The sequence below is a fragment of the Humibacter albus DSM 18994 genome (assembly GCF_000421825.1).
Taxonomy (GTDB): Bacteria; Actinomycetota; Actinomycetes; order Actinomycetales; family Microbacteriaceae; genus Humibacter; species Humibacter albus.
On record NZ_ATXT01000016.1, the window covers coordinates 16367 to 38917 of the forward strand.

The 22551-nt window shown below is 66.1% G+C and carries 15 protein-coding genes; 1 reads left to right on the forward strand and 14 read right to left on the reverse strand.

Annotation, left to right across the window (positions count from 1 at the left end; translation table 11 throughout):
- Positions 1 to 8: 8 nt before the first annotated feature.
- The 12 genes from H623_RS0111530 to H623_RS19480 form a co-directional block, all read right to left on the reverse strand.
- Positions 9 to 3470: a tubulin-like doman-containing protein gene (locus H623_RS0111530; RefSeq protein WP_022901091.1), complete on the reverse strand. Its 3462-nt coding sequence runs from the start codon at positions 3468 to 3470 to the stop codon at positions 9 to 11.
- Between the two features lie 51 nt (positions 3471 to 3521).
- Positions 3522 to 5726 (reverse strand): vWA domain-containing protein, encoded by a 2205-nt coding sequence (locus H623_RS0111535; protein WP_022901092.1) that lies wholly within the window; start codon positions 5724 to 5726, stop codon positions 3522 to 3524.
- Positions 5727 to 6012: 286 nt separating this feature from the next.
- Positions 6013 to 7146 carry a hypothetical protein gene (locus tag H623_RS0111540; RefSeq protein ID WP_157560967.1) on the reverse strand — a complete coding sequence of 378 codons (1134 nt, stop codon included), beginning with the start codon at positions 7144 to 7146 and terminating at the stop codon, positions 6013 to 6015.
- A gap of 122 nt (positions 7147 to 7268) precedes the next feature.
- A complete protein-coding gene (gene cls / locus H623_RS0111545; protein ID WP_022901094.1) occupies positions 7269 to 8741 on the reverse strand; it encodes a cardiolipin synthase in 1473 nt (490 codons plus the stop codon).
- 218 nt (positions 8742 to 8959) lie between these two features.
- The gene (locus H623_RS21945) at positions 8960 to 9133 is read right to left on the reverse strand and encodes a hypothetical protein (protein WP_022901095.1); all 174 of its coding nucleotides are present in this window, start codon (positions 9131 to 9133) and stop codon (positions 8960 to 8962) included.
- Positions 9134 to 9139: 6 nt separating this feature from the next.
- Positions 9140 to 10048, reverse strand: a complete 909-nt coding sequence (locus H623_RS19465) for a LacI family DNA-binding transcriptional regulator (protein ID WP_022901096.1) — start codon at positions 10046 to 10048, stop codon at positions 9140 to 9142.
- 22 nt (positions 10049 to 10070) lie between these two features.
- Positions 10071 to 12575, reverse strand: coding sequence for a glycoside hydrolase family 2 protein (locus H623_RS0111560; protein WP_022901097.1), 2505 nt, complete (start codon positions 12573 to 12575; stop codon positions 10071 to 10073).
- 127 nt (positions 12576 to 12702) lie between these two features.
- Complete coding sequence (locus H623_RS0111565; protein WP_022901098.1) at positions 12703 to 13512, reverse strand: ABC transporter ATP-binding protein; 810 nt, start codon at positions 13510 to 13512, stop codon at positions 12703 to 12705.
- Positions 13509 to 14543: an ABC transporter ATP-binding protein gene (locus H623_RS21775; RefSeq protein WP_245558985.1), complete on the reverse strand. Its 1035-nt coding sequence runs from the start codon at positions 14541 to 14543 to the stop codon at positions 13509 to 13511. Before H623_RS21775 ends, H623_RS0111565 begins: the two co-directional genes overlap by 4 nt.
- The gene (locus H623_RS21780; RefSeq protein WP_051143215.1) at positions 14540 to 15517 is read right to left on the reverse strand and encodes an ABC transporter permease; all 978 of its coding nucleotides are present in this window, start codon (positions 15515 to 15517) and stop codon (positions 14540 to 14542) included. The genes H623_RS21775 and H623_RS21780 overlap by 4 nt, the downstream gene beginning before the upstream one ends.
- A gap of 15 nt (positions 15518 to 15532) precedes the next feature.
- The gene (locus H623_RS0111580; RefSeq protein WP_026940253.1) at positions 15533 to 16522 is read right to left on the reverse strand and encodes an ABC transporter permease; all 990 of its coding nucleotides are present in this window, start codon (positions 16520 to 16522) and stop codon (positions 15533 to 15535) included.
- Between the two features lie 84 nt (positions 16523 to 16606).
- Positions 16607 to 18310 (reverse strand): ABC transporter substrate-binding protein, encoded by a 1704-nt coding sequence (locus tag H623_RS19480; protein ID WP_022901100.1) that lies wholly within the window; start codon positions 18308 to 18310, stop codon positions 16607 to 16609.
- Between the two features lie 241 nt (positions 18311 to 18551).
- Here H623_RS19480 and H623_RS19485 point away from each other — a divergent pair, with 241 nt between their 5' ends.
- Positions 18552 to 19742: an ROK family transcriptional regulator gene (locus H623_RS19485; protein ID WP_022901101.1), complete on the forward strand. Its 1191-nt coding sequence runs from the start codon at positions 18552 to 18554 to the stop codon at positions 19740 to 19742.
- A 129-nt stretch (positions 19743 to 19871) separates the two neighbouring features.
- Here H623_RS19485 and H623_RS21115 read toward each other — a convergent pair whose 3' ends face one another.
- Together H623_RS21115 and lysS are read right to left on the reverse strand one after the other, a co-directional pair.
- Positions 19872 to 20708: an endonuclease domain-containing protein gene (locus H623_RS21115; RefSeq protein WP_022901102.1), complete on the reverse strand. Its 837-nt coding sequence runs from the start codon at positions 20706 to 20708 to the stop codon at positions 19872 to 19874.
- A 263-nt stretch (positions 20709 to 20971) separates the two neighbouring features.
- Positions 20972 to 22528 carry a lysine--tRNA ligase gene (gene lysS, locus H623_RS0111600; RefSeq protein WP_022901103.1) on the reverse strand — a complete coding sequence of 519 codons (1557 nt, stop codon included), beginning with the start codon at positions 22526 to 22528 and terminating at the stop codon, positions 20972 to 20974.
- Between the last annotated feature and the right edge of the window lie 23 nt (positions 22529 to 22551).

Below are 22551 nucleotides of genomic sequence, written 5' to 3' on the forward strand. Positions count from 1 at the left end.
AGCTCGCTTCAGCGTGCGGCGAGTAGGACGTCGTCGAAGGAGTTCACCTCGCTCGCGAACTCGCGCAGGTGGAGTTCGTCGAGCAGCTCTTCCAGCGGCGCGATGACCGTGCGCAGCTTGCGCGCGAACGAAGCGCCCTCGTGCTCCAGGTAGATCGCCGCGTTCTTCTGGAACTCCGCGAACTGCTGGCGCAGAACCTTCTCGAGAACAGGCACGGCGTCGCCCTCGAACTCGGCACGTTCGACTTCGCGCCGCACGAGCGAGACGAGATTGGTCACGAGCGTGCGCACTTCCTCGTCGCGGTAAAGGTCTTTGGGCACCGAGACGCCGAAGAAGGCGGCCACGTCGAAGACGGTCATCACGCGGCCATCGAATTCGGGGATCATCGAGGCGAGCTCCGGAAGCGGCAGACCTCGCAGGAGAACCTGCGCCAGCTGCGTCTTCTCGAACGCGATGCTGGGCGTGTCCGCTTCCCATCGCTCGATGGCCGACTGCACGGCATCCGTGATCTCGCGCACCGCCACCGGGTTCACCGTCAGAGCGTCGATCACCTCGTAGAAGTGGTCGCAGGGCGTGCCGTTGGAGACGATGAAGTCCTGTTCCAGTTGGCCCGTCGGCTTGTACCTGTACACGCGATCGTCGCCGTGCACCGGGGTCCAGATGATCTTCTTGTAGGCGAGCCCCAGCAGAAGCGCACTGTGGATGCCTTCGAGCTGCCGGCCCTGATTTCCTTCGTCGAGGTCGGGGAGCTGCGAGATCCAGTGCCAGCGGCGATCGATGTGCGGGGTGATGACCTTCGTCTCGGCGACCGACGGCTTGATGTTCGACACGAGCTCGTAGTACGCCGAGAAGTACTGGCCTGCGGGCCGCTTCTCGGTCGCGTGGTGGCGCTCCGGCGAGTACTTCGACAGGTCGCGGGCCCGGATACCGTAGATCGCGCTGTAGAAGAGGATCTCCTGCGGGCTGATCTCGTCGTCCTGCTCGCCGCCGTAGTTGCCGAGATGTTCGGCGATGAGGCCCTTGCGCTTGGGATCCGAGTCCCCTTCGAGCGTCGGGTTGTATGCGCAGGCCTGGATCGGATGCCGTTCCTCGCCGATCGGCTGCTCTAGGAACGGCGCCGCGAGCCGCTTCGCCTTGTCGATCTCGCCGGTCACGTAGTGCACCACGTTGGCCTCTTCGAAGTTCTTCTCCCTGGTGCGGTACTCCTTCTCCAGCGCCTCGATGACGTCGATCTTGATCTGCGAGCTGTAGCTGTTCATCACCTGCGTCGCGAAGTAGGCGATGATCGTGTTCGAGTACAGGTCTTGGAAGTAGTTCGAGTCCTTCTCGTCGGTGAGCATGGAATAGTCGCGGACCTTCTTATAGATGGATTCCGACAGCTCCGAGTCGATGCTCACGACCCCGCCCGTGTACGGCATGCTCCGGTACAGACTGTCGAGACTCTCGGATGACGCCAGCACGTAGCGCGTCGTCGTACCGGTCAGATCGTCGTACTTGGTGCGAGCCGCATCGATGGTCGTGCGAAGCTTCTTGAGGTTGTCGCGCAGGGTCGTGAAGAAGGTCTCGAACGAGGCAGCCATGCCCGTGACGTAGTCGATTCCCTCTTCGAGAACCTTCACGTACACGCTCTGCTTGCTCAGCTGGTCGACCCGCTTGACGTAGTTCTGGAACTTCTCCTGCATCTCCTGGAGCTGGGCTCCCGGCTTGCCGCGCAGCGTCTCCATGAGGCTCTTCTTGCGCGTCACGAACTGTTCGGCCGATTCGATGTCTTCCGTCTCGGGGTTGTCGAAGGCGGACCGTTCGAAATCGCTGAAGAACTTGAGCGTGCGATCGAGTTCGACCTGAACGCGTTGCTTCTCGTCCTTGAGCGACTGCAGTGTGCGATAGAGGAAGTACCGCGCCGAGACCGGGTGCACGAACGAGCCGGAGATCTTGTCGCGCAGGTACGTCTCGAGCTGGTGCTCGTGCTTCTCTTTCGTCGGATCGCCGGCGTCCGCCTGGAAGATCGAGTACCCGAGGATGCCCGCGGTCTCCTCCGTGTGCCGTTCCGCGAGATCGTGGTACTTCTTCATGTCGTAGTAGGTGGCGAGGTATGTCTCGGCGTCGGCCGAGTCGGCCAGCGCGACGATCGCCGCGCTCACATTCCGCTTGTACACCTCGTCGCTGGAGACGCTGACGCTGCGCATGACATGGTCGCGCAGGGCCGTCAGGTATTCGTCCCACCTGTTCCCCACGACCGAGATGCCATCCTCGTCGTACGCGAGGCACTGCGCCTGGATCGCTCTCGCGAATGGCTCCTTGTTCGTCGCCGCCGAGTCGACGGCCGCGACGAACTCGGTGGCACGGTCGAGATCCCGCGCCGCGAAGCCGCGTTCCCGCTGCTTCATGAGTCCTTCCTGCCGATCGAGGAACTGATCGTCGAACTGAAGCCACTGCGTGGAGAGCGCGAGGCTCGCCCACTGGTAGGCGACGACATCTCGAACGTGCGTCCAGGGGTACACGAGACGGGATGCGCCGGCGCCGGCATATCTGTTGCGGCCGTCGTTCTTGATGACCTCGCGCAGAACGTTGTCCTCCCGCGAGTTCGACTTCTTCGACATCGGTCCGATCGACTGCGTGTAGATGCACGTCGCGGCGTGATCGAGATAGGTGGTGAAGGCATCCAGGCTGCCTCCAGACGAGTTGTTGGCGTCGAACAGGAAGCAGAAGTCGTAGGGCATGACATCGATCGCCTCCACCCCGTCGGAGCCGACGCGCGGGAACTCGAAGCTCAGGTCCCGATACTGCGGGGGCAGGGTGTTGTCGCCCTTCATGAGGAAGGCGTCCAGCTCGCGCACGGCCGCGTAGGCGTTCACCTGGAGGTTCTGCTGCTCCTCCGGCGCCTTGATGACCGAGTAGAAGACATCCGGCTGCACGAAGAAGCCCCGTGTGATCGCCTTCGCCTTCGGGTACTTGCTGCGCAGGTACTGCCCGAGATACATCGCGACGGAGAGGATGAGACCCGAGCCGGTTCCTCCCGCCAGCGATGAGGTGATGATCACCCGCAGGGACTGCTCCTCCTGATCCTTGTCGATCCGGAACAGCGCCTCGATCGCCCGATGCAGAGCATCCAGATGACCGCCCTTGAGGGTGGTGTCGAACGCGAGGCGGGAGATGGCTCTGACCTGCGCGGCACCCTCCGTCAGCGTCTTGCGGTTGAGCATCTCGTTGACGGGAAACCACTTGTCCCGTGCGTTCGTGTTGATGTTGAGATACTCGCCCACGGTGTTTCGAGTGGATGTCTGCACCGTGTAGATCTCGGGGCTTCGCTGCCGAATGCGGCCGAGGTCGTTGATGTCGGTGTCGAATGCCACGAATGCGATGCGCTCCGATTGGCTGCTCTCGGATTCCTTGACCTTCTCGGCGACTTTCTCGACGATCTTCGAGCCGGTGCCGCCGAGGCCCAAGATGAGCGTGGGTGCGATGGGCATTGCAGTCTTCCTCTCGTTCACCGCACGGCACGTGTCGCGCGACGGGTGTTCTTATGCGTTCGGCGTCATCTCGTACGTCATCTGCGACGTACTGGCCGTGATCGTGCTCGATGGACTGAGCGGCGGGGCTTTGGTGGTGTCGGCATCGAGGTCGGTCCCGTTGATGGCGACGTTCTTGCGCTGGGCGATCGCTCGCCAGTTCTCCAGCCGCATCGTGTGGTGCGGGCCGGCCTTCAGGCGCATCGAGGTGAACCCGATCACGCCGGGAGGCACGTAGCGCAGGGTGGCGACGTCGGAAACGAACGGCAGCAGCTTGCGACCCGTCGCGACCACGAACCGGCCGGTGGCTTCCTCGCTTCGCACTCCGACTCGGTTCGGTGTTCCGACGACGCTCGGGCGCTTCTTGACCCGCTTCGAGAACCGCCTCTTGAACACATATCCCGCGAGGATGATCAGCACCACCAACAGGAGGAGCCACTTCCAGCCGTCCTGGCCGAACCAGTGCGCCAACCGCTGGTACCACGGAATGTCATCCGTGATGGTGGTGCTCATCTTCATGGTCGCCTGGTTGAGCTGCTCGTCGTAGACGTGCGAGGCGTGGATGGTGAGCGGGATGCGGCCGGTGTCGGCCGCGTACGCGTCGCCGCCTGGCGCTCGCGGCACGAGGTAGACCTGGCCGATCTTCTCGCCGAGAGAGACGTCGAAGTGCAGGTTCGAAGTGGTACCGACGCGGAATGACGACGGCTTGATGGTCGCCCACTCGCTCTTGGTGAAAGGCGTGTAGGAGGAACCGTTTTTCACCGCGTAGTCGAGCTCGATCGCGTGTCCCGGAGCGTGGTACCGCGCGAGCTTGCTCACCTCGAACGTCGTATTGTGCACGGTGAAGCCGCTGGGCCTGGCCGGTTCGAGAACTTTGAGCTGGATGGTGGCCTTCGACGACTCGTCACCGAGGAACTGGGCCCCGGCCTCGATCACGAGATCCCCGCGCGCGAGGGTGATCTCGTCGCCCGATGTGAACTTCGTGGCGACGACCTTTCCGTTGTTCGTGATGCGCGCGCTGTAGTCGACGTTCCCGAGCAGGCTGGAGTGAATGAACTTGCACTTGTTGTTCACGAAGCCGTAGCGCAGCGTGTACTTTCCGCCGACGATCTTGTCGGCATCCACTGCTTTTCCGCCCTTGTCGAGCTCGATGCCGAACTTCACGTGCGGCTTGTAGAAGATGTTGATCGTCTGCGCCTTGACGTTGAAGACCGTGTCTCCCTGCGGAATATCGGTGAAGGTCGCGATCGTGCCCTGCAGGCCCTTGTTGGGCACCGCGTCGACGAGCACTCCCCCGTCTTGCGCCTGCTGGTTGTTCGCCCAGGCCACGCCGACTGACGAGACGGGCGACGTCTTCTTGCTGCCGGTCGTCGCGGATCCGATGGAGACGTTCGGCCCTTGCGCGAACACGAGTGCCTGGTCGAGCGGCACGTCGGCGGAGATGTGGCCCGGCGACGACTGCTGGAGGAGACTGCGTTCGAAGATCAGGTTGGAGAAGTTGGTCATCAAGCCGAGCAGGTCGCTGGATGATGTCGCGTGCGCGAAGTAGATGTGGTGCGCCGGATCGTTGGCGATCGTGGCCGCGTCGGAGCCGATGGCGAGGAAGGCGACCGAGACGCCGGATGCCGCGAACCCCGACAGGTCGGACTGAACGTCGGCCGTGGTCCGATCATCGAACTTGCCGTCGGTGAGAACGACCAGCCACTTGGCGGACGCCTTGCTCGAGGCCAGGTCGGCATACGCCCGTTGAACGGGAGCGTACGGCGTTCCTCCGCCCACCATCTGCATCGCGTGAACCTTCGCGACGCGGGTGCTCATCGGGTCGGCGCCGCTCATGCGGAGCTGAGGGCCGGCGTTCGGGTTCGAGCCGAAGTCGCTCATCCGATAGACGTTCAACGAATCGTCGTGCTCGAGCATGGCGGCGAACACCTCGAGCGAGTACTTCGCCTGCGACCAACGGTCGAGCGGCTGAGTGCCGTCGTTGAACATGGAGCCCGAGTCGTCGATGACCAGATTGATCTGCCGAGACTCCGGCGCGGCAGCGTTCACCGTCGCGCCACAGGATGCCGCGGCTGAAGCGGGTGCGGCCGCGTACGTCGTGAGCGCGGCGGCGGTGACCGCGACCACCGAGGCGACGAGGATGCGCAGAGCACCCAGCGCTCGGGAGGCGCGACGACCCTGCGGCGTCTGACGCCCGGTCGAGTCGCGTGCCGACACTGTTCGCCTCCCTGCTGCTGTGGAGCTGCCTCCACTGCTGCAGGCGGGACTCAGCGCGCCTAAAACTATCGAAGCGAAGATGCACGGCGAACCCCCAGTTCGCGCGCCACGATCTCTGGTGACGCGCGGATGGGGGACACAGCTGAGGGCGTTCGGGCACTGCCGAAGCGCCGGTCGGAGGGCTTGGCGGCGGAATTCCCGCCGCGCTGCCTACCTCAGCACTCCTGTGTCGGCGACGGTCCTCGTCAGGCGCCGACCGAGACGGCCGCGGTCCGGCCCGAGTCGCTCACCGGTACAAGGGCGTTCCGTCGGCGCGCGCCGGCACCGGCGTGCCGTCGAGGAAGGTCGGCCAGGCGAGCGATGCGCCGGGGACCGCCGCGAAGTCCGGCGCGCCCGTCGGGCCGGCGGGCACCGGCGTTCCGTTGCTCAGGCGTGGCCAGGCGAGCGGCGGATGCGCTCCCTGCGGCGTCGCCGTCGGTGCCGAGGGGCTCGGCGCGATAACGCCCGGCGAGGCGGGCTGCGGCGGGAACTGCTGCGCGCCCGGCTGGCCTGGTGCGGGAGCGGGCGCCCCGGCGCGGACGGGCGCCGCGGCATGGCCTGACGCCGGCGGGTACCCGGGGGTCGTGGGCTGCCCCAGGGCGGAATAGCCGGCATATTCACCGGCGCCCGGGTACGCGGCCGGCACGCCGTAGGCGACGGGACGGCGCGGTCCGCCGTGCGCGCGATTGCTGAGCAGGCCCCAGAGCGGAATGAGGACGAGCGCAACGCCGCCGATCACCGCGATCGCGGCCACGATCCGGCCGTAGTAGTCGACGTCCCAGAGGTCGTTGAACGGGGTGGGCGTCGGGATGGTGACCATGACGGCGAGCACGCCGAGCGAGCATCCGGAGACATAGGCCAGAGCGCGGGTCACCGTGGACGTCCACAGCGAATAGAGATAGCGCACGAGGTCGGTCAGCGCGAGCATGCCGCGCACGAAGATCAGGCAGAGGAGCCCGCCCCAGATACCCAGCGCGAGCGCAGCGGGTGCGCTCTCATCGAAGGTCCAGACGATCAGGATCCAGAGCAGCAGCAGGTAGGCATCCACCGCCAGAGACGTGAACTCGAACCACTCGGGGCGGTAGGAGCCGACCACCGTGTCGAGCCAGACCAGCAGGGCGAACACGATGAGGGCGAAGTCCGTCGTGACGACGCGGCTGATCGTGTCGCCGCCGGACCCGAACAGAATGAAGACGACGGACACGAGAGCACAGGCGGCGACAACGATGAGCACGATGCGGGCACCCCACGGCCCAAGAACGCTCGCCCGCCTCGGCGAGGGCTCGTTCGAGAGGGGAGCGCCCATCGCGCCCGGGGCACCCGGCGCTGGTTGAGCGATCGGCTGCTGAGGCATCGGCTGCTGTGGGTCGTACTGGCTCATCGGTCTAGGCCTCCTGACGTGTAGCGGCCAGCGTATCGAAAGCAGACACGGCGGTCGACGCTATCCACAGGCCGGCCAACGGGCCATGCCTGTGGACGCCGGGTCGATCGCGCGCGCAGCCCTCACTGGAGGGCGGATGTCAGACGGGCGAGGTTGTCGAGCACGGTGGATCGCAGTGGCTGCTTCATCCATTCGTCGAGCGTGAGGCGCTTGCTCGCCTCGCGATAGCCCTGTTCGACCTTGCGCAGTTCGGTGACGAACGACCTGCCGCGCACCATGAGCGAGATCTCGGCATTCAGCATGAACGAACGCATATCCATGTTGCTCGACCCGATCACCGCGACCTCGTCGTCGATGGTGAAGTGCTTGGCGTGAAGGATGTAGGGGGCCTTGTACATCCAAATCGTCACGCCGGCGCGCAGCAGCTGCTCGTAGTACGAACGCTGCGCGTGGTAGACGAGGGCCTGGTCTCCGATCTGGGAGACGAACAGCTCGACCCGGATGCCTCGTTGCACCGCCGTCGTCAGTGCGGTGAGCATCGCCTCATCGGGCACGAAATAGGGCGAGGTGATGATGATCTGATCGGTCGCGTAGTAGAGGAGCGCGAGGAACAGCTTCAGGTTGTTCTCGCCCGCGAAGCCGGGACCGCTCGGCACGAGCTGGCAGTCGATCTCGTCCACCGCCTCGGGGGGCGCCACGGCCTCCATCGCGTCGCGCTCACGTGCCAGCAGCTCCCCGGTCTCCGAGTACCAGTCCGTGATGAATATGGCGTCGAGCCCCGCGACGATCGGGCCCTCGAGCCGGGTCACGAGCTCCTTCCACTGGAGGCCGCGCTTGATGTTCGATCGCTTGTTGTAGGTGCGGTCGATCATGTTCTGCGACCCCATGAATCCGACGTGCCCGTCGGCCACGAGCAGCTTGCGGTGGTTGCGCAGATCAGGCCGCTGGTACTTGCCCTTGAACGGCTGCACGGGGAGCATCAGCTGCCACTGCGCGCCCATGTCGGTCAGCCGTGCGATGGTGTGCTTGTAGTCCCTCGTGCGCAGCGACGCGATGTGGTCGAGCATGACGCGCACGGTCACGCCGCGGCCGATCGCAGCCTCCAACGCGTCGAAGAACGGCGCCGTCGTCTGGTCGCAGGTGAGGATGTAGAACTCCACGTGCACGTAACGCGAGGCGGCGTTGACGGCGTCGGTCATGGCATCCAGTGACGCCTGATAATCGCCGATCAGCGTCGACGTGTTGCCGCCCACCAGCGGCATCGCGCCGAGGCTGCGATTGAGCCGCACGACCTGCTGGAGCCACGGCGGCCACGGATTGTCGCGGCGCACCCGTTCGATGCCGTCGGTGGATTCCAGGATGAAGTCGTTGATGCGCTGCTGTCGGATGCGACGCTGCTTCGGCAGTTTGTAGCTGCCGATGAGAAGGAAGAAGAGCCAGCCGAGGTAGGGGATGAAGTAGATCGAGAGCAGCCAGGCGGTCGCCGACGTGGGCCGGCGGTTGCGGGGGATGACGATGATGGCGACGATGCGCAGCCCGAAGTCGACGATGAGCGCGACCACGATGATGATCCAGGTCAGAGTGCCTCTGTCCATCCGGCCCCCTCGAGGCTTCCCATGCAGGACCCCGCCGATTTCGGATGCCTGTCACACCGTCACGTGACGTCGCTCACGTCTCCCCGCGGCGGGGTTGCCGCTGACGCTAGCACCGACCACGGCGGGATGACGCTACCGACAAGGGTGAAACGGCACGGCTCGGCCATACCGGCGCCTCAGCGACGCGATCGTCGCGTCAGCCGGCGAGGAGTGCTTGGTCAGTTCTTGCCGGCGAGACCCCGGCGAGCGCGCTCCTGTGCCTCGATCTTGGCGTACGCTCTGCGCTCACTGCGGTCGGCGTGCACGACCGCACGCATCACGACCCAGAACACCAGCCCGACCAGAACGGTCGGCGCCAGTGCCCAGATGACTCCAGACAACACGCCGTTCATGATGCCTCAAGGATACGCGGGAGCGCTGGGAGTCGCGCGCGGCTCCCTGTCGGAGCCGAGCGGCGGCGCGGGGCGTGGCGCGGCGGTGGATCCGCGGGCGACGAACGTCGAGAGCGGGGCCGTGACATCCTGCGCCTCGCCGCCGTCGACGATGGCGAGCAGCGCGTGTGCTGCAAGCAGCCCGAGCTGGCGCACGTCGTGACTCATCACCGACAGCGGCGGAGTCGCGAGCCGGCACAGCGTGGAATCGTCCCAGGCCACGATCGACAGGTCGTCGGGCACGCTCAACCCCCGCTCCTGCGCGGTGGCGAGGCCCGCCACCGCCATCACGTCGTTGTCGAAGACGACGGCCGTCGGCGGCTGAGGCGACTCGAGCAGCTCGGTGATCGCCGCGGCGCCGCTCGTCGCCGAGTAGTCGCCGACGGCGGTGATAAGAGTGCCGCCGAGGGAGGCAATGGCATCCTCGAATGCCGCCGCACGCGCCTGCGTGTGCGTGAGCTGCAGCGGTCCGGACACGCGCCCGAGCGAGCGGTGCCCGAGCCGCACGAGCTCCTCCACCGCTCGCACCGAGGTGGTGTAGTTGTCGACGCGCACGACTGCGCCGCCCGCCGCGTCTTCGGGCTCGCCGAGCGTCACGTGCGGAATGCCGAGGTGCGCCAGCAGCGCACCTCGCGGGTCCCCGACAGTCAGATCGCTCACGACCACGCCGGCCACCGTCGCGTTCTCCGACCAGCGCCGATAGACCACGAGTTCGTCGTCGAGCGTTGGCACGGTCTGCATGAGCACCCGCATCCCGCGCCGGTGCAGCACGTCCTCCATGCCGGCGATGACCTCGCTGTAGAACGGATCAACGCCCGCAGCCGAGCGGAGGAACGCCATTCCGATCGCCGCGGAACCCGGCTGTTGCCCCCTCATGGCTCAAGTATGGACGACACTGCTAGCCCTTCCGCGCCACGAGATCGTTGGCCGAGCGCAGCACGAGCGCGTCCGTGAACACGGCGGGGTCCACTTCGGCGTCGGAAGAGACGCGGAAAGTGACCGACTCGCCGGGCAGGAGGGTGACGAGTCCATTGTCGACGGTGGCACGGGCATCCACGCGGTCGACCGCGAGGAACACGTCGCGCAGGTAGGAGCGCGCCGAGACTGTGACCCGGTAGCCACGCTCGGTGAGCGCAGCCTCCACGTCGGCCGCGGCGGGGTCCAGTCGCTGGCCGGCGACCTCGGCGTCATTCCAGAGGGCTCGGCCGAACCCGTCAACGGTGGCGACGACGACTTCGGAAGAGGGGTCGCCGAAGTCGGCAACGGATGCCGGCACCGGGAACGTCTCCGTGGAACGGCCGCCGACGCTCGCGTCGATGGACTCTTCCGCCAGCACCGTACCGTCGAACGCGAGACGAACGAAGCGTGCGGTGGTGGAGACGGCATCCACCGTGTCGTTGACCAGGATGAGCGCGAGGTATTCCTCCGGTTCTCCGAGCGCGGTCGGGTCGGCGTCACGCGGGTCGACCGTACGCGGCTGGATGGTCGCGAGACGAGGAGCGTAGGCGTCGCGCATCGCGTACCACAGCGGTTTGCGATGCTCGTCGAAGTCGACCGCCGCCCACGACACGACTGGCCAGTCATCGTTGAGCTGCCAGAGGATGGTTCCGGTGTTGTGCGGGGTGAGCGAGCGGAAGTGCTCGACGCCGAACCTGATGGCCTGCGCCTGGTTGAGCTGTGCAGCCCAGTGCCAGTCCTCGACGGTACGCGGCTGCGGCAGATGCTCCGCCATTCCGCGCTCGAGCTTGAGGTTGCCGAACTCCGCCTTCTGGTGCACGAGCATCTCGTGCCCGTACGGCTCCAGCGGTGCATCGTGCACGACGCGCGTCAGGGTCGACCATGCCGGCGGTCCCTGGAACCCGAACTCGCTCAGGAACCGCGGCCGGTGCTCGCGATAAGCGCTGTAGTCGCGCTGGTTCCAGACGTCCCAGATGTGCATGGTGCCGTTGCGCTCGTCGTTCGGATGCGCGTAGTCGACGAACGAGAACGGGCTGGCCGGCGAATACGGCCGGGTCGCATCGAGCTCCGCGAGCAGCCGCGGGAAGAGTTCGCGGTAATAGCCGTTGCCCCAGGCGCGGTCGCCCAGAGCCTCGCGCCAGCCCCACTCGACGTAACCCCAGACGTTCTCGTTGTTGCCGTTCCAGATGATGAGCGAGGGATGCGAGGCGAGCCGCGTGATCTGCTCGCGTGCCTCCGCTTCCACCTCGTCGGCCAGCCACGGCTCTTCGGAATACGCGGCGCAGGCGAACAGAAAGTCCTGCCACACCAGCAACCCCGCTTCATCGGCCAGCTCGTAGAAGTCGTCCGACTCGTAGATGCCCCCGCCCCACACCCGCAACAGGTTCACGTTCGCCTCGATGGCATCCGTCAGACGCCGGGCGTAGCGGTCGCGCGTCATCTCGGTCAGGAACGCGTGATCGGGAATCCAGTTGACGCCGCGGATCAGCACGTCCTCGCCGTTGACGCGCACGACGAACCGGTTGCCTTCGGCATCGGCGCTCGTGTCGACCTCGACGGTGCGGAATCCGATCCGTCCGTTCCACTGCGCGCGCGTGCCCTCGACAGAAACGCTCACGTCGTAGAGCGGCTGTTCACCGTGACCGATCGGCCACCACCGCTGAACGTCCGGGACCCGCAGGTCGACGGATGCCTGCGCCTCGTCCTCCGGCACGCTCACCCGCGCGCGCACCTCGCCGACGCGCACGTCGAGGGCGACAGGAGCCGAGGCATCCACGCTCGCGCGCTCCACGTCCACGTGCACGGTCGCGACACCGTCGCTGCCGTCGACGGAAACGAGCGGACGCACCGAGGCGATGCGGGCATGCGACCACGAGTCGATGCCGATCGGCTGCCAGATGCCACTCGTCGCGACGTCGATGCCCCAGTCCCAGCCGAAGTTCGACGCCGATTTGCGCAGCTGGTTGAACGGGTGGTGATTCACGTGCGGCCACACGCCGTACTCGGCGTCACGACGCTCGGCCTCGACGACCGGGGCCGCGAACGTGATCACCAGTTCGTTCACTCCGTGCTTCAGCAGTGGGCGCACGTCGAACCGGTACGAGCGGTGCTGGTTCTCGGTCTCGCCGACCCGCACACCGTTCAGCTCGATCGTGGCGACGGTGTCGAGTCCGAACGCGACCAGGTCGTGACGCTCGCTGCCGTCATCCGACCAGTCGAACGTGGTGCTGTAGCGCCAGACTGTGTCGCCGATCCACTGCTGGGCCGCCTCGTTGTCGCCGTCGAAGGGATCGGCGATGAGTCCCGCGCGCAGCAGGTCGGTGTGCACGCAGCCGGGAACGACGGCGGGCACGTCGGTGAGGTCGGCGGCGGGCGTCGGGCCCTGAACCGCGGTCAGACTCCAGCCGTCGTGGATCGGGGTGAACGTTCGGGGGACGAAGGACATGGTCTTCTTTCTTACTCGTGCGTGATTCCTGCCGAGGCAGGGCTCGGACGCGACCCGCCCGGCATCGGTGGGCGGGCCGTGCCCGAGTTCGTTCGGCCCGTGCGGGCCGGACAGCTCGTGCCGCCGGTCAGGCTCCCGCGAGCTGTTGGAGCCGGAGCTCCGGGTTCGGTGCGGCCGCTGCGAGGAGCTTCGTATACTCGTGCTGCGGGTGGAGGATGACGTCGTCCGCCGGTCCGCGCTCCACGATCTGCCCCTTGTACATCACGAGGATCTCGTCCGAGAAGTGGCGGGCTGTCGCGAGATCGTGCGTGATGTAGAGCACACCCAGGTTCTCTTCGCGCTGCAGGCCGGCCAGCAGGTTGAGCACGCCGAGCCTGATCGACACGTCGAGCATCGAAACCGGCTCGTCGGCGATCAGCATCGTGGGCTCCGGGGCAAGGGCCCGGGCGATCGCGACGCGCTGACGCTGACCTCCGGAGAGCTCGTGCGGATGCTTGTTCGCATACTCCCCCGTCGGCGTCAGTCGAACGCGTTCCAGCAGCCGCGCGACGCCCGCTTCGAGCTGGTCGCGCGTTCGCGCCCGCCCGTGCAGCCGCAGTGGTCTGGCCAGGTGATGGGCGATGGTGTGATACGGGTTCAGTGACGCGAACGGGTCCTGGAACACCATCTGCACCTGGTGCCGATAGTCGCGAAGACCCTTGCCGCGGTGCCGGATCGGCCGGCCGTCGAGCAGGATCTGCCCGCTGCTGGGCCGCTCGAGCTGTAGCAGCAGCTTCGCGATCGTGGACTTGCCGCTTCCGGATTGCCCGACGAGCGCGATCGTCTTGCCGGATTCGAGCGTGAAACTCACGTCGTTGACGGCAAGCAGCTCATTCGACCTGCCCGCGCCACGCACCTTGTAGCGCTTGACGACGTTGCGGAATTCGAGGGTGGTCATGCGCCGGCTCCTTCGCTCTCGTCGGCGGCCGCGGAATCCGTCTCCGGCACACCGGTGCCCGGGGCGTCGAACTCGAGCTCTTCTTGCAGTCCTTCGGCGGTCTGCGAGTGGATGCTCGGGGCATCCGTCAGATCGCCAGGATCGACCTCGAGCCGGTCGTCGCGCACGCCCGTACGGATGAAGTCGCCGCGTTCGCCGGTGAGGCTGGGGAAGGATGCCAGCAGCCGCTTCGTGTACGGATGCTCGGGGTTCGTGTAGAGGTCGTACGCGCCGCCGAGCTCCACGATCTCCCCCGCACGCATCACGGCGATGCGGTCGCTGATCTCGAGCAGCAGGGGCAGGTCGTGCGTGATGAAGATGACCGCGAATCCGAGTTCGGATCGCAGGCGGGTGATCTCGTCGAGGATCTCGCGCTGCACCACCACGTCGAGTGCGGTGGTCGGCTCGTCCATGATCATCACCTGGGGGTCGAGAGCCATCGCCATCGCGATCATCACACGCTGGCGCATGCCGCCCGACAGCTCGTGCGGGTAGGAGCGCAGCCGGTTGCGATCGACGCCCACCCGTTCGAGCAGGTCGCCCGCGGCGTGCACGCGTTCGGCCTTCTTCATCTCGGGCCGGTGTGCGGTGAAGATGTCGGTCAGCTGGTCCTGAACGCTGATCACCGGGTTGAGCGAGTTCATCGCCCCCTGGAACACCATCGAGATCTTGTCCCAGCGGAACGCCCGCAGATCGGGACCCTGCAGCGTGGCGAGATCGACCGAGTATCCCTCGCGCGAGTGGAACGTGGCCGATCCGGAAGTGACCAGGGCGGGCGGTTTCAGCAGCCGCGTCACGCCGTACGCCAGTGTCGACTTGCCGCAGCCCGACTCCCCCGCCAGGCCGAGCACCTCGCCACGGCCGAGCGTGAGCGACACGTTCTTCACCGCGTGCGTCGTGTGGGTGCCGAGGTAGTCGACGCTGAAGTCCTCGATCGTGAGAACGGGGTCCGCCACGTTTCGCGGCGGCCGGATGCTCGTGGTCTCGCTCACTTGACGTCCTCCTTCTCGAGACGCTTGATCTGCTCCGCGGTCAGCCCCCACGCCTTGCGGGCGGCGCGGGTCTGGTTGCGCAGCTTCGGGTTGATGATCTCGTCGATCGAGAAGTTGATCAGCGACAGCGCGCAGCCGAAGAGCGCGATCACGAGGCCCGGCGGAACGAACCACCACCATGCGCCCTGGGTCAGCGCGAGGTCGTTGTACGCCTGAAAGAGGATCGTTCCGAGCGTGAAGGTGTTGCTCGCGCCCAGGCCCAGGAACGAGAGCCCCGCTTCACCGAGGATCGCGAAGATGATCGCGAACACGAATTGCGACGCCATGACGGGGATGAGGTTGGGCAGGATCTCGACGACGAGAACGCGCCAGGTCTTCTCTCCCGAGACACGGGATGCGGACACGTAGTCCCGGTTCCTCAGCGACAGCGTGACGGATCTAAGCACTCGCGCGGACCCGGCCCAGCTGGTGATGGCCAGCACCACCGCGATCAGGAATAGACCGCGCTGATTCTGCGGTACGTAGTTTCCGATGACGATCACCAAGGGCAGGCCGGGGATGACGAGTGCGACGTTCGTGAAGAGCGCGAACCCTTCGTCGACGGCGCCTCCGATGTACGCCCCGAGCACGCCGAAGAACGCCGAGAGCACAGTGGCGAGAATGCCGACGACGAAGCCGATGATCAGCGAGCCGCGGGTGCCGTACGCGACCTGCGTCCAGACATCCTGCCCGGTCTGCGTCGTGCCGAGCCAGTGGTTGGGTCCTGGCGGAGCGAAGGCGTCTGTGCTGATCGCGTGCGGGTCGCCGACGAGCAGAGGACCGACGATTCCCCAGAGGATGATGACGCCGGCGATGATCAGACCGACGATGAGCTTCGCCGATCTCGAGGGCAGCAGTCGGCTCAGACTGCTCTCTCGGCGCACGCGGGTCGGCTTGTCACCGGCCTTGTTGGTGACGGCGATGGAGGTGTCCATGGTGTGCACCCCTTCCTAGGACCGCGCGCGGGTGCGCGGGTCGATGAGTCCGTACAGCACGTCGACCACGAGGTTCGCGGCGAGCACCGAGAGCGAGATCACGAGGAACACGCCCTGCATGAGCGCGTAGTCGTCGTTCGAGACGGCGGTGAAGAGGAGCTGGCCGATACCCGGATAGCTGAACACCTGCTCGGTCACGATGGAGCCGGCCACCACGAATCCGAGCGAGATCGCGAAACCCGAGAGTGATGGCAGCACGGCGTTGCGGGCGGCGTAGGTCATGCGCACGCGGCGCGGATTGAGACCCTTCGCCTCCGCCGTCACGATGTAATCCTCGGAGAGCGTGGAGACCATCATGTTGCGCATGCCGAGCATCCACCCGCCGATCGACGAGATGACGATCGTCAGCGCGGGCAGGAACCCGTAGTAGATGGCGCTGCCGATGAAGCTCAGACTGAAGCCGGGGGTGGTGGACGTCACGTCGTAGCCGCCCGCGAACGGGAAGATCGGCACCACGCGGGTGAGCACCAGCACCAGGATCAACGCCAGCCAGAAGTACGGCACGGCCTGGAACATCGTGGTCACGGGAATGAGGTTGTCGAGCCACGAGCCGCGCTTCCAACCGGCGAGCATGCCGAGGCCGATGCCGAGGATGAACGAGATGACCGTGGCCAGTCCGACGAGCGCGATCGTCCAGGGCAGCGCCTGGCCGATCACGGTGGTGACCTGCTCGGGGTAATTGGTGAGCGAGATTCCAAGGTTCCCATGCAGCAGGTTGACGATGTAATCGCCGTACTGCTGCAGGATGCTTCCGCTCGAGCCGCCGAGCTCGATCGCGAGGGCGTGGCGGGTGCCGGCGGTGATCGGCTGGCCGGCGGCGGCCATCTTGGAGATCATGATGTCGACCGGGTTGCCCGGCATCAGACGGGGGATGAGGAAGTTCAACGTCACCGCCGCCCACAGGGCAACGACGTAGAACGCGATTTTCTGCAGGTAGAACCGCATCATTCTCTGCTTTCGTGGTGTCGGCGGAGCCGGGCGGATGCTCGTGGGCGCCCGCCCGGCTCCGGCACTATCGCGTCGTGCGGACTACTTCACCGGGCGGATCGTCTTGAGGACGATGCCCATGCCCCAGTTGCCACCCCACGGAAGCGGGAACGCGTACTGGTTGCTCTGCGTCGGCCAGCCCGTGGCGCGCGTGTTGTTGTACTCGGCGAGAGCGGAGTTCACATAGACGGGTACGTACGGCATGTCCTTGACGATCTGATCCTGGATCGTCTTGTACGCCGCCTGCTTCACCGAGTCGTCGTTGGTGGTCGCGAGCTTCTTGATCGCCGCGTCGACCGACGGGTTCGAGTACCGTGACGTGTTCGTCGACTTCGCCGGCTGTCCAACCGGCGCGGTCGCCGACGTGGACAGGTAGTTGTTGTACTGGAAGTACGGGTCGGACGAGACGCCCATGTTGACCGAGTTCATCGACATCTGGAACTTGCCGGTGGACTCCGACTGAGTCCACGCGTTCTGCGCCATCTGATTCACGGTGAGCTTGATGCCGGCCGCCTTGAACTGGCCCTGCAGCAACTGGCAGATGGTGTCGTAGTCGGTCCAGCCGGAGACGACGTTGATCGACAGGTCGAGCTCCTGGCCGTCCTTGGCGTAATAGCCGTTGGAGCCGAGCTTCCAGCCGTCGGCCTCGAGCAGCTTCTTCGCCTTCGCGACGTTCGCCTTCTGCGGTACCTCCATGTACTTCGGGCTCGTGATCTGGGCCTTGTTCACGGTGTTGAGCACGAGCGACGGGGATGCCGGCGCGCTGAACCCCGCGGCCGCCTGCTTGTCGAGCTGCGTGCGATCCATGGCGTAGTACATCGCCTGCCGCACGGCGACATCCGTCTGCGGTCCGGTGCAGCCGAGGGCTGCGTTCTCACACGTGAACAGGGCCGTCGTGGCCTGGGGCGAGTTCGAGTAGCTGAGGTTCTTGTTCTTCGCCATGATGTTCTTCAGCGTGGGCAGGAAGGCGCCCATGTAGTCGGTCTTGCCTGCCTGAAGGGCAGAGGTCGCGGCATCCGCGTTCGCCAACGAGATGGTGCGCACCTGGTCGACCTTGGGCGCACTCGCGCCCGTCCCCCAGTAGTGCGGGTTCTTCTCGAGCACGTAGCTCTGCGGAGTGAAGCTCTTCAGCATGTACGGGCCGGTGCCGACCGGCTCGGTGTTGGTGACCTTGGTGGGGTCCGAGATCTTCTTCCAGATGCTCTCGGGCACGATCGGCTCGTTGCCGAGAACCTGCGGCTCGAGCGTGAACGACGTGGTCGGGAAGGTGATGACGACGGTGTCGTCAGCGGTCTTCTTGGCGACCCACTTGACACCCGAGGTGTTCAGTGCCGCGTTGTTCGAGATGAGGTTGAGCGAGTAGACGACATCGTCGGCGGTCTCGGGCTTGCCGTTCGACCACTTCACGCCCTGGCGCACTTTGACGGTGAGCTGCGTGCCGTCGCTGTTCCAGCTGTACGACGTTCCGAGCAGCGGCACCGGCTTACCGGCACGGGCTTTGTTGTAGTAGAACAGCGGCTCGTAAATGGCGCCATTGGTCTGCGGTAGATAGGCGCCCGTGTTGTTCAGCGGGTTGAAGTTCTCCGTGAAGTTGCCGACCTGTCCCGTGAACATCGTGATCGAGGTGGTGCCGGATGAGCTCGTGGATGTGCTGTTGGAGGAACATCCGGAGAGCGCGAGCGTCGCTGCGGCCGCTACTGCGACCAGCGCGACGCCGAGACGGCGCCGTGTGCTGCGTGGAGACATCCTTGTCCTTTCGTTGGGAGGGGGTGTGGCGGTGCGAAGGAGCCGCCGCCGATCCGCAACTCGTTCTCGCTTCGTTGCGATCGGGTTCTTTCTTAGACCGCTTTATAAAGCATGTCAAGTTAGTATGCTGTGCGAGGATTCTTCGAAAGAACGACCGACGGCATTCCGCCGGCCGACGGCTTTTCGCGGCCCGCACGGGCCTAATACGACGCGGACCGGCCGCGCCGCCGAGAGGGGATGCATGGCCAAGCAGCGCGTCTCACTCGCCAGCGGGACGAGCCGGGGTGTGGTGCTCGACCTCATCCGCGCGCAAGGACCCATCAGCCGGGTGGCGCTCGCCGAGGCGACCGGCCTCACCCAGGCGACCATGTCGACCGTGGTACGCCAGCTCATGACCGAAGGACTGGTGATCGAATCGGGGCGGGGTGAGTCGACCGGGGGCAAGCCGCCGGTCATGCTCGACGTGAACCCGAGCTCGCGGTTCGCCGTCGGGGTGCAACTCGGCCGGGAGTCGATCACGTACGTGGCGATCAATCTCGCCGGAGCCATCGTGGGCCGCACGCGCACGCTCGGCATCGGCACCACGGAGCCGCAGGAGATGATCGCCCGCCTCGCCTCCGAGGTGGACAGCATGTTGGTCGGGCTGGGCATCGAGAAGGCGTCGGTGGTCGGTGTGGGCGTTGTGTCGCCGGGGCCGCTCGACCTGGCGCGCGGCGTCATCCTTCACTCACCCCATCTGTCGGCATGGCTCGACGTGCCCGTTCGAGAGATGCTCTCGAACGCCGTCAGACTGCCGGTGATCCTCGACAACGACGCCACCGCCGCCGCCCTCGGCGACTTCTGGGGCGGCAAACTCGACGCTCGAGCGCACGCCACGGTCTACATGGGCAGCGGCATCGGCGCGGGCGTGCTCATCGACGGCATCGTGTTCCGAGGAGCGAGCTCGAACGCGGGAGAGTTGGGCCAGGTGATGATCGCGGGGCCCGACGGTGCCGACTATCCGCTCGAGGAGCTGGCCAATCCGGGCGCCATTGTGCGCAGAGCGCGGGAACTCGGTGAGGATGCCCGGCTCGCCCTCGGCGGTGACGACGAGTTCGACGACTTCCGCGCCATCGCGATGGCGGCCGTGCGCGGCGATGGCGGAGCGTCTGCGCTCATTCAGGAGTCCGCGGAACGTTTGGCGACGGCGGTGCTCACGCTCGCCAACCTCTTCGATCTCGACTCGATCTCGTTGGCCGGCCCCGCCTTCGCGATCGCCGGCCCGACATATGTACGCACCGTGCTGCGCCGCCTTGAGCGCGACTTCTTCGTGCGCACCCAGCACGCGGTACGGGTGCGGCTCTCGACCGACGTCACGGACGCCGCCGCGGTGGGCGGTGCCGCTCTCGTGCTGCAGACCGAGCTGGCGCCGCGCACCATGGGGCTCTCGTAGGGCGCCTCCTGCCGCCTGGCGCCAACATGACGGTCCGCGCTCTCACGCCGAGAACAGTCCGAATTGGCATGTTCTCACCCGGCTGTCCTGTCGAGCCGTGAGAATCCCACTCGCCGCAGCGAGCCTTGGTTACGGCCGCGACGCCAACAGTTCCCGAACCACGTCGACACAACCTTCTAGATCGTCCATGATCTGCCCGTGCCCGAACCGGTGTTGTCGCATCCCGCGCCTCACCAACGCCGCGTCCCGCCTCCGATCGCGTTCCCGCTGTTCGCGACTCGAGTGCCATCGGTCACCATCCGTCTCGACGACCAGCCACCCGTTCACGACGAGATCCACGCGCCCTACACCCGAGATACTGACCTGGACCTCGACCTGTAAGCCGGCCAGAACCAGTGCGACCCGCAGAATCGACTCGAGTCCGGACTCGGCCTCGGCGTTGATGAGCTTGCGCATCCTCGACCACCGTCTTGGCAACGCTGCGAATAGCTCATCGAGTTGATACGTCGACATCGCACGGCTGTGCAATGCACTGTCCACGGACGCGACGACGTGCGGCAGTTCTTCCATCGATGCCAGTTGAACCAGGGCCATGACAGCCGAGACTCGCCACGGTGCGCCCTGCGCTCGCCGGAAATTCCGGGATCGGTAGCGGCTCTCACCGTCGTTGAGCGGAGGCAAACGACTGGACGAACGAGGCACCGCGACGCGGAGACCGCGGTCGTGCGACACCCACACGCCGATCGTTCGTAGCGCACTGCCCGCGGTGAGCGCACCGCCGAGTTCGACCGCCCGGACGGCGTCCGCGTCAGCGCCAGAAGCCAACCAGCATCGGCGGATCACTCGTCCCTGGCCCGAGTGCACGAACGCAACGATCGACTCCTTGCTGCAGCCGGCATCCTGAAGGGCACGTCGCGTAGCCAGGCCGCCTCTGCGCTTCAATTCGACTGCCACGTTCGTACTCATGCGTCCGATCGTTGTCGGCACCGTGGGGTTCGACGCTGTCGATCGCCTCGAATGGGGAACGCTCACGGAGCCACCCGAGTGTGGACGCAAAGGTGTCGTCGATGGGAAAACAGGACATCCGCGCGAAAACATGCCAAATCGACATGTTTTCGGAGAGAGAGCGCGGACCGTCCTGTTGCACCTCACCAGTGATGTGACGGGCTACTTCGCCACGCGGCAAGGACCGTAGAACGAGAGGCGGATGCCCGTGGTCCGGTTGCCGCCTACTTCACCAGCGGGAACAGGATCGTCTCGCGGATGCCCAGCCCGGTCAGCGCCATCAGCAGTCGGTCGATGCCCATGCCCATGCCGCCGGTGGGCGGCATGCCGAACTCGAGGGCGCGCAGGAACTCCTCGTCGAGCCGCATCGCCTCGTCGTCGCCCTGCGCCGCCAACCGCGCCTGCTCCACGAACCTCTCACGCTGCACCACCGGGTCGACGAGCTCGGAGTATCCGGTCGCCAGCTCGAACCCGCGGATGTAGAGGTCCCACTTCTCCACGACGCCCGGCTTCGAGCGGTGCGCCCGCACCAGGGGCGAGGTGTCCACCGGAAAGTCGCGCACGAACGTCGGCCGCGTGAGCCCGCCCTTGACGAAGTGCTCCCACAGCTCCTCGACGTACTTGCCGTGTATCGGGTGCTTCACCTCGATCTCGAGCAGCTCGGCCAACGCCGCCAGCTCCGACAGCGGCGTCTCGGGTGTGATGTCGGTGCCGCCGGTCCACGGAACGCGACCGGATGCGACGGCCTGCGTGAGGGCATCCGTCAGGCTCTCGTACATGGAGACGGAGTCCCACTCGCCGCCGAGGTCGTACTCGGTGCCATCCGCCCAGGTGACCACGTGGCCGCCGCTGGTCGCCCAGGCCGCGTCCTGGATGAGCGCCTGAGTCAGCTCCGCCATCGTGTTGTAGTCGCCGTACGCCTGGTAGGCCTCGAGCATGGCGAACTCCGGCGAGTGCGTCGAGTCCGCGCCTTCGTTGCGGAAGTTGCGGTTGATCTCGAACACCCGGTCGATGCCACCGACCACCGCGCGCTTCAGGAACAGCTCCGGCGCGATGCGCAGGTAGAGCTCGGTATCGAACGCGTTCGAGTGCGTGACGAACGGGCGAGCGGATGCCCCGCCGTGCATCGTCTGCAGCATCGGCGTCTCGACCTCGGTGAAGCCGCGCGACGCGAACGTGGCGCGCAGCGAAGCGACCGCCTTGGCCCGGTTCAGCACGTTGGCACGTGCCTGTTCGCGAGCGATCAGGTCGAGGTATCGGCTGCGCACACGCGTCTCCTCGGAGAGCTCGTTGTGCAGGTTCGGCAGCGGCAGGATCGCCTTCGACGCGATCGCCCACTCGTCGGCCATGATCGACAGCTCTCCGCGCCGGGAAGAGATGACCTCGCCGTGCACGAACACGTGGTCACCGAGATCGACGAGCTCCTTCCAGTGGGCGAGCGACTCCTCGCCCACCGAGGCGAGCGACACCATCGCCTGGATGCGCGCCCCGTCGCCCGACTGCAACGCCGCGAAGCACAGCTTGCCGGTGTTGCGCAGGTGCATGACGCGGCCGGCGACGCCGACGTGCTCGTCGGTGGTGGCATCCGCTTCGAGGTCGCCGTACCGCTCGCGCAGCTCCGAGATGGTGGCCGTGATCGGCACGGCGACGGGATAGGCGCCGCCCGCGGCATCCGACTCGGCGATCAGGCGCTCGCGCTTGGCCAGGCGCACCGCTTTCTGCTCGCTGACCTCGTCGGCGGTCAGTTCGGCGCTGGACGCGTCACGCGGTGGGGTCGCCATGGGTCCTCGTTCGTTCGTAGCGG

What these genes read in the sequence shown, in the direction of transcription:
- lysS (WP_022901103.1), bottom strand. Translation starts at nt 22,528, where the DNA reads ATGGCGACCCCACCGCGTGACGCGTCCAGCGCCGAACTGACCGCCGAC.
- H623_RS0111580 (WP_026940253.1), bottom strand. Translation starts at nt 16,522, where the DNA reads ATGCGGTTCTACCTGCAGAAAATCGCGTTCTACGTCGTTGCCCTGTGG.
- H623_RS19480 (WP_022901100.1), bottom strand. Translation starts at nt 18,310, where the DNA reads ATGTCTCCACGCAGCACACGGCGCCGTCTCGGCGTCGCGCTGGTCGCA.
- H623_RS21115 (WP_022901102.1), bottom strand. Translation starts at nt 20,708, where the DNA reads ATGAGTACGAACGTGGCAGTCGAATTGAAGCGCAGAGGCGGCCTGGCT.
- H623_RS0111565 (WP_022901098.1), bottom strand. Translation starts at nt 13,512, where the DNA reads ATGACCACCCTCGAATTCCGCAACGTCGTCAAGCGCTACAAGGTGCGT.
- H623_RS19465 (WP_022901096.1), bottom strand. Translation starts at nt 10,048, where the DNA reads ATGAGGGGGCAACAGCCGGGTTCCGCGGCGATCGGAATGGCGTTCCTC.
- H623_RS21945 (WP_022901095.1), bottom strand. Translation starts at nt 9,133, where the DNA reads ATGAACGGCGTGTTGTCTGGAGTCATCTGGGCACTGGCGCCGACCGTT.
- cls (WP_022901094.1), bottom strand. Translation starts at nt 8,741, where the DNA reads ATGGACAGAGGCACTCTGACCTGGATCATCATCGTGGTCGCGCTCATC.
- H623_RS0111540 (WP_157560967.1), bottom strand. Translation starts at nt 7,146, where the DNA reads ATGAGCCAGTACGACCCACAGCAGCCGATGCCTCAGCAGCCGATCGCT.
- H623_RS0111530 (WP_022901091.1), bottom strand. Translation starts at nt 3,470, where the DNA reads ATGCCCATCGCACCCACGCTCATCTTGGGCCTCGGCGGCACCGGCTCG.
- H623_RS19485 (WP_022901101.1), top strand. Translation starts at nt 18,552, where the DNA reads ATGGCCAAGCAGCGCGTCTCACTCGCCAGCGGGACGAGCCGGGGTGTG.
- H623_RS21780 (WP_051143215.1), bottom strand. Translation starts at nt 15,517, where the DNA reads ATGGACACCTCCATCGCCGTCACCAACAAGGCCGGTGACAAGCCGACC.
- H623_RS0111560 (WP_022901097.1), bottom strand. Translation starts at nt 12,575, where the DNA reads ATGTCCTTCGTCCCCCGAACGTTCACCCCGATCCACGACGGCTGGAGT.